We start from the raw sequence: 11,807 nt of genomic DNA on the forward strand, positions 1-11,807 counted from the left end.
TTTCCGACCGCGCTTTTTGAGGAAGGCGAGACGCTGCCGCACACCTCTTCTCCCCAGCGGGGAGAAGATGCCGGCAGGCAGATGAGGGGGTGAGCGACGATAGGAGCGAATGCCCGGAGCGTGAGCGAGGGGCAACGGCGAGTGTGTTCACTCTCACCTCCTCTGCCTCCCCAACACCTCCCCCAGCACCTCGAACACCCGCCGATCCAACATCTGCGACACGTTAAACCGCATGAAATTCGTCACCGACTGCGACAGGCTGAAAGCATTGCCGGGGGCGAGCACGATCTTTCTTTCCAGCGCGGCCCGCGCCACGTCGGCCGCATCGAGGCCGTCGGGCAGCCGGCACCAGAGGAACATCCCGGCCGGCGGCTCCAGCCAGGGCGTTATGCCTAAGCCTTTCAGCCGGGCCGAGACCTCGCCCATCGCCCGGGAAAGCCGCTGTCTCAGCGTCTCCATGTGTTTGCGGTAGCTGCCGTCGCTCAAGACGTTCAGCACCAGTTCCGCCGTCAGCCGGCCGCCGCCGAAGGAGGTGGCGATCTTGAGATCGGTCAGTCCGTCGACCCATTCCGGTTTGGCGGCGATAAAGCCGCAGCGGGCCGAGGCTGAGAGCGTCTTCGAAAAGCTGCCGATGTGGATGACCCGCTCGAGCCCGTCGAAGGCGGCAAGGCGTGGCGCCGGCGTATGTTCGAAATCGGCGAAAATATCGTCCTCGATGATGGTGAGGTCGAACTGATCGGCAAGTTTCAGCAGGCGGTGGGCCGTCACCGGCGAAAGCGTTGCGCCCGTCGGATTGTGGATGGCGGAGTTGGTGATGTAGAGGCGCGGCCGGTGTTCGGCGACGACCTGGGCAAAGAGCTCGAAATCGGGACCGGACGGCGTATAGGGCACGCCGACGATCTTTGCCCGATGGGCGCGCAGCAGCGCGTGGAAATTGAAGTAGCAGGGGTCGTCGACCAGCACCGTGTCGCCGGGCTCCAGCAGGAAACGGCAGAGCAGATCGATTGCCTGCGTGCCGGATTCGGCCAGCATGATCTGGTCCGGCGAGGCTTCGATGCCGCGTTCGCCCATGCGCCGCGAAATCAGCTGGCGCAGTGGCGGCAGGCCGAGCGGCGAACCGTAGTCGGCAAGCGCCGGCCCGTCGGCGCGGGCAAGTGTTCTCAGCCCGCGGCGCATGGCTTCGCCGGGTAGCCAGGAGGGCGGCAACCAGCCGCAGCCGGGCTTCAGGTCACTCTCGCCGGCCTCCAGCGATTGCCGCGATATCCAGAACGGGTCGACGGCACGGTCGAGCTTCGGCCCGGCCTCGGCCAGCGCAAAGGGCGCTGCCTGGTTGGCGACATAGAAGCCGGAGCCTGGTCTCGCCAGGATCGCGCCTTCGGCGACCAGGCGCTCATAGGCATCGACCACGGTCGAGGTCGACAGCTTCAACGTCGCCGCCAATCCCCGGACCGAGGGCAGCCTTGCGCCGGGCGTCAGGCTGCGGCCGGCAATGCGCTGCCGGATCGTCGCGATCACCATCTCGACACGTGTGCGTCCTGCCAGTTCTTCGTTCATCTGTACTGCTTTCTGCACCATAACAGTTTGTCGAAATCGTATCAGACTGTCACTGTCCTGGCCATCCGTCCTGATCGATAAAGGCTGAAGCGCGCGGCTTTCGAATTTGATTCAAGTGAGGCGCCTTAGGTCGTTGTTTTCATACATGCTGTCCAAACCTGAGAGCGCTTGGACGGCATGCACCGGGAAGGAAGCGCATAATGGAACGCATGACGGCAGGATGGATCAACGGCTTGGTCGGCGTGGTGATCTTCAGCGGCTCGCTGCCGGCGACGCGCGTCGCGGTGGCGCAGTTCGATCCCGTGTTCCTGACCGTCGCGCGCGCGGCGATCGCCGGGGTCTTGGCGCTCTGCCTGCTGATCATCTTTCGTGAGAAACGGCCGTCAGGGCGTGATATCGTCTCGCTGGTCGTCGTCGCGCTCGGCGTCGTGGTGGGCTTTCCGCTGCTGACGGCGCTGGCACTGCAGCATGTCACCTCGGCCCATTCCATCGTCTTCATCGGCCTGCTGCCGCTGGCAACCGCGACCTTCGGCGTCATCCGCGCCGGCGAGCGGCCAAAGCCGGCCTTCTGGCTCTTTTCCATTCTCGGCAGTGCGCTGGTGGCGGGCTTTGCCTTGGCGCAAGAGGTCACCGCATCGCCGGTCGGCGACGTCCTGATGCTGGCGGCTGTCCTGGTCTGCGGTCTCGGTTACGCCGAAGGCGGCAGGCTGTCGCGCACGCTGGGCGGCTGGCAGGTGATTTCCTGGGCGCTGGTGCTGTCGCTGCCGCTGATGGTCACGGTCGCCTTTCTATACCGGCCAGTGAGTTTTGCCGGCATCGAAATGCCGGCGCTCGTCGGCCTTGCCTATGTCTCGCTGTTCTCCATGCTGATCGGCTTCATCTTCTGGTATCGCGGCCTCTCCCAGGGCGGCATCGCCGCCGTCGGCCAGCTGCAGCTGCTCCAGCCCTTCTTCGGCCTGGCGCTCGCCGCCACCCTGCTGCGTGAGACGGTGACATGGAGCATGCTGGCTGTAACGGTCGCCGTTATTCTGTGCGTGGCGGGGGCGAGGAGATTTGCACGGTAGGGCTTGCGCCGGCCTCCGCCGGTCACAAAGCCGCCGCGCAATCGTCAGCAAATAGCCCTGTTACCGCCGCATCCTGCCCTTTTCAGGCTTCATCGTCGCGACCTCGCCGGCCTTTTCAGCGGCCGAGCGATCGACCGAGGCGGTCTTGCTGCCGTCAAATCACGCACGTGAAAAGGAACGAATATGATCACTCGTTACACACCTGTCGCAATGATGACCGCTGCAGTCTTCAGCCTGCTGGCGTTCAGCCCGGCTTCGGCTGTCGAGATGGCCCAAGCAGGGCAGCAGCCGGCCGCGCAGGGCCAGGCGCCGATGCAGGGGCAGAGCGGCGGCACGGCTGCGCCGGCGGCCGTCAGCGATCAGAAACTCGAGGCCTTTGCCGTCGCCTACCTGCAGGTCGATAAGGTCCGGCAGCAATATTCGGCCAAGATCGACGCGACGAAGGACGAGGCCGCCAAGCAAAAACTGCAGGAAGAGGCCAAGAAGGAGATGGTCGAAACCGTCCAGTCCTCCAACGACATCTCGGTTGAGGAATATTCCTCGATCCTGACGGCCGCGCAGAGCGACCCGGCTCTCGCCAAGAAGGTCCTGGACAAGATCGGAACACCGCCGCCGGCGCAGTCGCAACAGCAGCAATAGGCAGCGCGGCCCTGTAACATCCCTAAGTCGGACGAAGGGGCGGGCAAGCTGAAAGTCCATGCGGCGAGTGGGCGCGAAATCCCACTTGCCGATCTCCCCCTTGTGGGGGAGATGCCGGGCAGGCCAGAGGGGGCCACACACACCGTCCGATAAGACAATCCGCCTTCTACCGCACGTCAAGCCGCCGACGTCGAGCCTGTGACACCCGCCAGCGTCACATCCGTCACCCCGCCTGACGATTCGAAGTCGAAGATCTTTTGCGTCACCAGCGCTGCCGCACCCCGCGCCCAGGAATTGTCTTCCCAGTCGGGCAAAAGCGGCGGGGCGGTGCGGAAGGTGCGGGCGGTGAGGGCTTCGCGCAGCGGCGTGAGGAAGGCCTCGCCGAGGGAGACGGCTTCGCCGCCGGCGACGATGACTTCGGGGTCGGTGATGTTGACGAGGTTGGCGAGCGCGGTGCCGATGCCGCGGCCGGAATCTCCGACGAGGGTGAGGGCGGTGGCATCGCCTGAGGCGAGGGCGGTGCGCAGTTCCGGCAGGCCGAGGTCCTCGCGGCCGGTCGTTTCGCGCCAGCGGCGCAGCATCGACAGTTCGGAGTGATAGGCCATGAGACAGCCGCGCTTGCCGCATTCGCAGAGGCGGCCGCCTTCCTCGAACAGCGTGTGGCCGAACTTGCCGGCCGCGCCGTTGGCGCCGCGATAGAGCTTGCCGTCGATGACGAGCGCACAGCTGATGCCGACGCCGACGGCGAGCACCGCCATGTTGCGGTGCTGGCGGCCGAGGCCGAAGAGCTGCTGGGCGATGGCGTAGGCGTTGGTATCGTCCTCCAGCCAGACCGGCACATGGACGCGGGCGGCCACCAGCGAGGCGAGCGGCACGTTGTCCCATTGGAAGCGGTGGCTGCGCACGCAGGCGGTCTGCTCGTGGTTGATGACGCCGGGCATGGAGATGCCGATGCCGGCGAGCTTTGCCTTCGGCCGGCCAGCGAGCTTGACGAGCTCGGGCACGGTGCTCGCCAGCAGATCCGCGACATAGTCAGGATCGTGGCCCTCCAGGCCGACGCGCATGGCGGCGACGGGATTGGTGGCGAGATCGGTCGCCACGCATTCCACCGAATCCACCATCAGCTTGAAGCCGAGGGCGAGCGAGTGCTCGTAATTGATCTCGACGGGGATCGGCCGGCGGCCGGCGAGGCCGGGCACCGCCTTGCCCTCGGTGACGATGCCTTCCTCCAGAAGATCGGCGACGACGAAGGTGACGGCGGCCGGGGAGAGGCCGATGACGGTGGCGATATCGGCGCGGCTCCTCGGCCCTTCGCGTCTGAGAAGGTTGAGGATGAGGCGTCGGTTCATGGCTCTCGCCGTGGTCTGGTCGCCTTTCAGCTTCACGATGCATTCCTTAATTTTGTAAATTAATTATTGCGGGCTCGCTCAATCTATGCATAAGTTCGCCCGCCGATCAACTGAAGCCGGGGCGAATGTACGCCGGGCATCGCAGGGCGACCGGCGCGTTGAATGCCTGATCGAGCGCGTTCCAAGGAGGGGGCCGCTTGGGCCGGGCGGTGTCGATCGATCAACTGGGAGGAATTCAATGGCATTTTCGAAGCAATTTCCCGAAACCACCCGCAGAAGCTTCCTGAAAGGGGCGGGCGCTGTTTCCGCGGCCGCGGTCACCGGTGCGGCCACCGGCGGCTTTCCGATCCCGGCGATCGCGCAGGCGCAGGAGGTCACGATGATCTCGGCCGAAAACAACGGTGCGGCACTCGACGCGCTGAAGGCGATCGCGGCGGGCTTCACCAAGGAATCCGGCGTCAACGTCGTCATCAACAATATGGATCACGAGGCGCACAAGACGGCGATCCGCAACTATCTCGTTGCCGGCGCGCCGGATGTCTGCTCCTGGTTTTCGGGCAACCGCATGCGCGCCTTCGTCAAGCGCGGCCTGTTCGACGATATTTCCGACCTGTTCGAGAAGGAAAAATACAAGGACGTGCTGGGGGCGACGGCCGGCGCCGTCACCGAGGACGGCAAGCAATACGGCCTCCCCACCGGCGGCACGCTCTGGGGCATGTTCTACCGCAAGGATGTGTTCGAGCAGCATGGCCTGACGGTGCCGAAGACGGCCGACGACTTCATGGCCTATGGCGACAAGTGCAAGGCGGCCGGCATCACGCCGATCGCGATCGGCACCAAGGAATTGTGGCCTTCGGCCGGCTGGTTCGACCAGATGAACCTGCGCATCAACGGCCTCGACAAGCACATGGCGCTGATGAACGGCGAGATGAGCTATCTCGATCCGGCGCTGACTGATGTCTTCGACCAGTGGGAGGCGATGATCGGCAAGGGCTTCTTCACGCCGAACCACACCTCCTTCGGCTGGCAGGAGGCCGCAGCCCTTCTGGCGCAGAAGAAGGCCGGCATGATGAACCTCGGCGCCTTCTTGCGTTCGGCCTTCACCGAAGCGGATCTGCCGCAGCTCGCCTATGCCACCTTCCCGGTGCTCGACGCCAAGGTCGGCCATTTCGAGGAGTTCTCGGTCAATTCGATCCACATTCCCGCCAAGGCTAGGAATAAGCAGGGCGCGCGCGATTTCCTCGCCTATTTCTACAGGCCGGAAAACCTCGCGGCCTATCTGGAGCCGGGCGGCAACGTGCCGCCGCGCCACGATCTGCCGCCGAGCAAGGATCCGCTCGTCAACGTCGCCGTCGAGACGATGAAAACGGTGCAGGGCACCTCGCAATATTACGACCGCGACAGCGACCCCGACATGGCCCAGGCCGGCCTCGTCGGTTTCCAGGAGTTCATGGCCAAGCCCGACCGGCGCAAGGCCATCCTGACGCGGCTCGAGGGGACGCGGAAGCGGATTTATAAGATCTAGGTCCGGAACGTGTTTGGCGTTTGCCCCTCACCCTAACCCTCTCCCCGCTTGCGGGGAGAGGGGACGTGCCCTGCGAGAGGTGAGCGGGGAAGCGAGAGGTTGCGCCTTGTTCCCTTCGCCCCGCGCGCGGGGAGAAGGTGGCGGCAGCCGGATGAGGGGCAGCCCCACGTGGGCAGGCGGATGAGGGCACGCTTCGCCGCTTGCTCCTGTCGTAAACAAGGTTCTCAAGATGCAGACATTATGGCGCCGCCAGCGTTGGTGGCTTACCCCGACTTTGCTCATCGCGCCTGGTATCGCGCTGTTCTTCACCGTCATCCTGCTCTCGGCGGTCAGGAGCGTCTGGATCAGCTTTCACGAATGGGACGGGTTCGGGCCGATGGTGTGGATCGGGCTCGGCAATTACGTCGAGCTCTACAGCGATCCGCAATTCTACGTGTCGCTGAAGAACAATCTGATCTGGCTCGTGATGTTCATGGCCGCACCGCCGATCGGGCTCGCCATTGCGCTCTTGGTCAACCAGAAGATCGCCGGCATGCGCTTCCTGAAGTCGCTGTTCTTCATTCCGCTGGTGCTTGCGTCCGTCACCGTCGGCGTCGTCTTCACCTGGGTCTATACGCCGGAGTTCGGGCTGCTGGCGCTGATCTTCCGAGCCTTCGGCGCGGTGGCGCCGGCCGTGCTTTCCGACGAGCATTTCGTCACCTTCGCCATCGTCATCGCCGCCCTCTGGCCGCAGATCACCTTCTGCATGGTGCTTTATCTCGCCGGTCTCAACAATCTGAGCGAAGAGCTGATCGGGGCAGGGCGCGTCGATGGCGCCAGGGGCTGGAACATGCTGCGCCACATCGTGCTGCCGCAGCTGACGCAGGTCACCTTCATCGCCATTGCCGTCACAGTCGTCGGCGCGCTTCGCTCCTTCGACATGATCTCGGTGATGACATCGGGCGGGCCGTTCGGATCCTCCTCGGTGCTTGCCTACCAGATGTACGAGCAGTCGATCTTCTCCTACCGCTTCGGCTACGGCGCGGCGATCGCCTCGGTGCTCTTCGTGATCATGGCCGTCTTCATCGCCTGGTATCTCACCCACATCATCCGCAGCGAAGAGAGGGGAGGCTGATGTATCCTCGTCCCATTCCCGAAAGCGCGATCTGGCAGCGCCGGCTCTATGTCTTAACCGTCGTCCTCGTGCTCATCCTCTGGCTCTGCCCGCTCTTTGCGATCATCCTCACTTCTTTCCGCTCGACGGCTGATGTGATGGGCGGCAATCTCTGGGGCTGGCCGACCGAGATCGGCCTCATCGACAATTACCGGGCCGTCTTCACCGACACGCCGATGGCGCGCTATTTCCTGAACAGCCTGATCATCACCATCCCCTCGGTGATCGGCGTGCTGACGCTGTCGACCCTCGCGGGCTTCGTGCTGTCGCGCTACCGCTTTCGCGGCAACATGCTGATCTTCGCGCTCTTCGTCGGCGGCAACTTCCTGCCGCACCAGATCATGATGATCCCGGTGCGCGACCTGATGGTGCGGCTCGACCTGATCGATACGACGGTGGCGCTGATCATCTTCCACGTCGCCTTCCAGACCGGTTTTGCGACACTCTTCATGCGCAATTTCATCGCGGCCCTGCCGGACGAGCTGTTCCAGGCGGCCCGCGCCGAAGGCGCCTCGCCCTTCCAGACGCTCATCCATGTGGTGATCCCGCTGGTCAGGCCGGCGCTTGCGGCGCTTGCCATCCTGATCTTCACCTTCGTCTGGAACGATTATTTCTGGGCCGTGGTGCTGACCGTCAGCGACAGCGTCAAGCCGGTCACTGCCGGCCTTGCCAATCTGCGCGGCGAATGGGTCTCGGCCTGGAACCTGGTTTCGGCAGGCACGATCATCGTCGCCGTGCCGCCCGTCGTGATGTTCTTCCTGATGCAGCGGCACTTCATCGCCGGCCTCACCATGGGCGCGGTGAAGGGATGAGCCGGCGTCTTCCGTTTCAACAAGAGAGGGCCAGGATATGACCAGTCTCGAACTCCGAGAGATCAACAAGAATTACGGCGCCTATCATGCGCTGCGCGGCATCGATCTCACGGTCGCGCAAGGCGAGTTCATCGTCATGGTCGGGCCCTCCGGCTGCGGCAAGTCCACGCTGCTCAAATCCATCGCCGGCCTGGAGACGATTTCCTCGGGCCAGATCGTCATCAACGGCCGCGATGTGACACGGCAGGAGCCCGGCGATCGCGGCATCGCCATGGTCTTTCAGTCCTACGCGCTTTATCCGCATATGACGGTGGCCGAAAACATGGGCTTTGGCCTGCGCATGGCCAAGCGGCCGAAGGCCGAGATCGATGCCGCGGTCGCCCGCGCCGCCAAGATCCTGAGGATCAGCGACCAGCTCGACAAACGGCCGAAGCAGCTTTCCGGCGGCCAGCGCCAGCGCGTGGCGATCGGCCGGGCGATCACCCGCTCGCCCGAGGTTTTCCTGTTCGACGAGCCGCTGTCGAACCTCGATGCGGCGCTCAGAACCCAGATGCGGGTCGAGCTCAGCAGCCTGCATGCCGAGCTCGGCGCCACCATGGTCTACGTCACCCACGACCAGGTGGAGGCGATGACCATGGCAAGCCGCATCGTCGTGCTCAATCAGGGCATCATCGAGCAGGTCGGCTCGCCGCTGGAGCTTTACCGCAATCCCGACAATCTCTTCGTCGCCGGCTTCCTCGGCGCCCCGCGCATGAATTTCCTCGGCGTCACCGTCGATGCCGTCTCCGGCCGAGATGTCACCGTTTCCGCGCCGGGCCTGTCGCCGCTGACGGTGGAGCTCGCCCAGCCGGCGACGCTGGTCAAGGGCGCCGGCCTGACGCTCGGCGTGCGCCCGGAGGCGATCTCGGTGGTGGCCGAGGGCAGCGAGAGCGGCGCGGTGCATGGCGAGGTGCGCCTCGTCGAGCATCTCGGCCGCGAGACCATTCTCTATGTCGATGCCGGCAGTCTCAGCACCATCGCGTCGGAAAGCGGCACCGGCAACATCACCGCCCAGCTCAGCTACGTCGCGCCCTTTGCCGCCGGCCAGAAGGTGGCGCTGAAGCTCGATGCGCGCGAGCTCTATCTCTTCTCTCCCGATGGCGGCCGCACGATCAGTGCCCGCAAGACCATCCTCGACAAATAGGAAAGACAACCCCGTGTCCGACAAGACCCTCTCCGTATGGAACACCGTCAAGACCGACCGCTTTCTCGTCGGCGTCCCGCATTATCCCGAACATGTCGACGAAAGCTATTGGGAGCGCGATGTCGAGCGCATGGCGAAAGCCGGCTTCAATGTGGTGCGCATGGCCGAGTTCGCCTGGCACATTCTCGAGCCGAAGCTCGGCACCTACAATTTCGATCTCTTCGACCGCGCCATCGCGATCCTTGGCCGCCACGGCATCGATACGATCATGTGCACGCCGACGGCGACGCCGCCGCGCTGGCTGACCGCTGCCCACCCTGAAATTTTAAGGGTCGACGGCAAGGGCCGGCCGATGAGTCACGGCTCGCGCCAGCATTGCGACACCGCAAGCCCGGTCTTCCGCGAGCACAGCAAGCGCATCACCAAGGCGATGGCCGAGCACTACCGCGACAACCCTTTCGTCGTCGGCTGGCAGACCGACAATGAGCTCAACACCAGCATGCCGGAGAGCTTCTCCAAGGCGACACTCAGCGAGTTCCAGCTGTTCCTTGCCGATCAATACGGCGAGATCGCCAGGCTCAACCAGGCCTGGGGCGGCGATTTCTGGGCGACGGCCTATGACAGCTTCGACCAGGTGGTGCTGCCGATCGAATTCGGCCCGACCTTCCCGAGCCCCGGCCACCTGCAGGACTACCACCGCTTCCTCGCCTTCTCGACGGCGCGCTTCCAGCACGATCAGGTGGAGATCCTGCGCGCGGTCAAACCCTCCTGGTTCGTCTTCCACAATCTCGGCGGCTTGCGAGATATCGATTTCCGCGGCCAGTTCAGCAAGGATCTCGATTTCGTCGGCTACGACATCTATCCGATGCTCTATGACGAGTTCATGCGGCTCGGCAACCACGCCAAGGTGCAGGCGCTGCATCTCGATATCTGCCGCGGCTTCTCCGGCAATTACATCGTGCCCGAGCAGCAATCGGGCTTCGGCAGCCAGCCGGGCTTCTGCACGCTGACGCCGGAGCCGGGGGAGCTGCGCCGCATGGCGCTTTCCTCGGTCGCACACGGGGCCGACGGCCTGATGTTCTTCCGCTGGCGGCCGGCCCATTTCGGCGCCGAAATCTACTGGATGGGCATCATCGACCATGACGATATCGGCCGCCACCGCTATGAGGAGGCCAGGCGCTTCGCCGCCGAGATGATCGCGCTGCAACCCAAGATCCTCGGCACCTATGTGCGCATGGATGTCGGCATCGCCGGCTCCGATTTCGACAATCAGGAAGCCCACAAGACCTATCCGATCGGCCTGCCGAGCCCGCAGGACGATGCGATCCTCATGCACCAATATTGCTACGACCGCGGCATCGCCTGCGGCTTCATCCATCCCGAGGACGATCTCTCCAGGCTGAAGCTCTTCTACGTCCCCCACTGGGTGATGTGGAAGGACGAGTGGACGGCGAGGCTCGAAGCCTTCGCGGCCTCCGGCGGCACCGTCGTCATCGGCGCGCGCACCGGCACCCGCACGCAAGACAACCACGTCATCCGCGAAACCGCGCCGGGCACCGCACTTTCCAAGCTCACCGGCGTACGCGTCGAGGATTTCGGCCGCCTGGCCGCCCCCGGCGCCAATGGCCTGTTCGACGTGATGGAACGCTCCGGCGGCCTCGTCATCCCGCCGAACAAACCGGCCGAATCCCACCGCCGCCAGCGCCGCTTCAAGATCGGCAACCGCGAACTGCCCGCCGGCCATTTCTACGAAAACCTCACCATCGAGCCCGACGTCGAGATCATCGCCGCCTGGTCCAACCGCTACGCCGAAGGCCAGCCGATGGCGACTTCCCGCAAGGTTGGCAAGGGGCAGGTGGTCTATCTCGGCACCTACCTGACGCCGGAGCTGACCGACGCGCTGACCGAACGCCTGTTCCCGCAAGCCGGCATCGAGCCGCTGGTGGGCGGCCTGCCCGAAGGCGTCGAGGTGACGATGCGGATGAACGACGAGCGGCAGTTGCTCTTCGTGCAGAATTACACCGACCAGCCCGCATCGATCGGCGGCGTGCCGGCCGGGCGGGATCTGCTGGATGGGGAGAGGCCGGTGAGGGGCACGCTCGAGCTTGGCGGCTATGGCTGTGCGATTGTTGAGTTGGAGGGGTGAGGGGCGGCGCATAGGACGCTGATAGTATAAGATGTGCCGTGTGGCCCCCTCATCCGACCCTGCGGGCCACCTTCTCCCCGCTGGGGAGACGAGAGGGAGAATGCAGCTTCGCCATCGATCCTATTGAACGGAGTGTCCTTGAGCAGGCCGGTTCATTTGGGCAGTTTCGGCGCGCCTTGCTCCCTCTTCTCCCCAGCGGGGAGAAGGTGGCCCGCAGGGTCGGATGAGGGGGCCACACGGCACGCCGGCGCTTACATAAGTCCGACCGATATAGCGCCTGCCTCCGACCAAACAGCGGACAATGCACTTTAAGCGCCCGCTCGTCCTTCGGGGCCTCTGCGGGGTACCTCAGCAACCGTGTTGTTGCGGCTCGCTCCAAGGT

Annotated in this window: 9 protein-coding genes; 7 read left to right on the forward strand and 2 right to left on the reverse strand. The window is 64.5% G+C overall.

Annotation, left to right across the window (positions count from 1 at the left end; genetic code table 11):
- Nucleotides 1-153: 153 nt before the first annotated feature.
- A complete protein-coding gene (locus CO655_RS28140; RefSeq protein ID WP_097667517.1) occupies nt 154-1,575 on the reverse strand; it encodes a PLP-dependent aminotransferase family protein in 1,422 nt (473 codons plus the stop codon).
- A gap of 179 nt (nt 1,576-1,754) precedes the next feature.
- On the opposite strand from CO655_RS28140, the gene CO655_RS28145 reads away from it, so the two are divergent.
- Nucleotides 1,755-2,618 carry a DMT family transporter gene (locus CO655_RS28145; RefSeq protein ID WP_097608421.1) on the forward strand — a complete coding sequence of 288 codons (864 nt, stop codon included), beginning with the start codon at nt 1,755-1,757 and terminating at the stop codon, nt 2,616-2,618.
- 183 nt (nt 2,619-2,801) lie between these two features.
- Nucleotides 2,802-3,257, forward strand: coding sequence for a DUF4168 domain-containing protein (locus CO655_RS28150; RefSeq protein ID WP_097667518.1), 456 nt, complete (start codon nt 2,802-2,804; stop codon nt 3,255-3,257).
- Between the two features lie 176 nt (nt 3,258-3,433).
- Here CO655_RS28150 and CO655_RS28155 read toward each other — a convergent pair whose 3' ends face one another.
- A complete protein-coding gene (locus tag CO655_RS28155) occupies nt 3,434-4,642 on the reverse strand; it encodes an ROK family protein (protein WP_097608423.1) in 1,209 nt (402 codons plus the stop codon).
- Nucleotides 4,643-4,844: 202 nt separating this feature from the next.
- On the opposite strand from CO655_RS28155, the gene CO655_RS28160 reads away from it, so the two are divergent.
- The 5 genes from CO655_RS28160 to CO655_RS28180 all read left to right on the forward strand — a co-directional run bounded on the left by CO655_RS28160 (nt 4,845) and on the right by CO655_RS28180 (nt 11,425).
- Nucleotides 4,845-6,131 carry an ABC transporter substrate-binding protein gene (locus CO655_RS28160; protein ID WP_097667519.1) on the forward strand — a complete coding sequence of 429 codons (1,287 nt, stop codon included), beginning with the start codon at nt 4,845-4,847 and terminating at the stop codon, nt 6,129-6,131.
- A gap of 229 nt (nt 6,132-6,360) precedes the next feature.
- Entirely contained in the window at nt 6,361-7,245 is an 885-nt protein-coding gene (locus CO655_RS28165) for a sugar ABC transporter permease (protein ID WP_097667520.1), read from the forward strand.
- The gene (locus CO655_RS28170) at nt 7,245-8,096 is read left to right on the forward strand and encodes a carbohydrate ABC transporter permease (protein ID WP_097667521.1); all 852 of its coding nucleotides are present in this window, start codon (nt 7,245-7,247) and stop codon (nt 8,094-8,096) included. The genes CO655_RS28165 and CO655_RS28170 overlap by 1 nt, the downstream gene beginning before the upstream one ends.
- Nucleotides 8,097-8,133: 37 nt before the next feature.
- Complete coding sequence (gene ugpC / locus CO655_RS28175; RefSeq protein ID WP_097667522.1) at nt 8,134-9,279, forward strand: sn-glycerol-3-phosphate ABC transporter ATP-binding protein UgpC; 1,146 nt, start codon at nt 8,134-8,136, stop codon at nt 9,277-9,279.
- A 13-nt stretch (nt 9,280-9,292) separates the two neighbouring features.
- Complete coding sequence (locus CO655_RS28180; protein ID WP_097667523.1) at nt 9,293-11,425, forward strand: beta-galactosidase; 2,133 nt, start codon at nt 9,293-9,295, stop codon at nt 11,423-11,425.
- The last annotated feature ends 382 nt before the right edge of the window (nt 11,426-11,807 follow it).

The organism is Rhizobium sp. M1, from assembly GCF_002531805.1.
GTDB lineage: Bacteria > Pseudomonadota > Alphaproteobacteria > Rhizobiales > Rhizobiaceae > Rhizobium > Rhizobium etli_C.

Coding starts and splice junctions, on each gene's coding strand:
- ugpC (WP_097667522.1), top strand. CDS start 8,134: ATGACCAGTCTCGAACTCCGAGAGATCAACAAGAATTACGGCGCCTAT.
- CO655_RS28140 (WP_097667517.1), bottom strand. CDS start 1,575: ATGGTGCAGAAAGCAGTACAGATGAACGAAGAACTGGCAGGACGCACA.
- CO655_RS28170 (WP_097667521.1), top strand. CDS start 7,245: ATGTATCCTCGTCCCATTCCCGAAAGCGCGATCTGGCAGCGCCGGCTC.
- CO655_RS28150 (WP_097667518.1), top strand. CDS start 2,802: ATGATCACTCGTTACACACCTGTCGCAATGATGACCGCTGCAGTCTTC.
- CO655_RS28145 (WP_097608421.1), top strand. CDS start 1,755: ATGGAACGCATGACGGCAGGATGGATCAACGGCTTGGTCGGCGTGGTG.
- CO655_RS28165 (WP_097667520.1), top strand. CDS start 6,361: ATGCAGACATTATGGCGCCGCCAGCGTTGGTGGCTTACCCCGACTTTG.
- CO655_RS28160 (WP_097667519.1), top strand. CDS start 4,845: ATGGCATTTTCGAAGCAATTTCCCGAAACCACCCGCAGAAGCTTCCTG.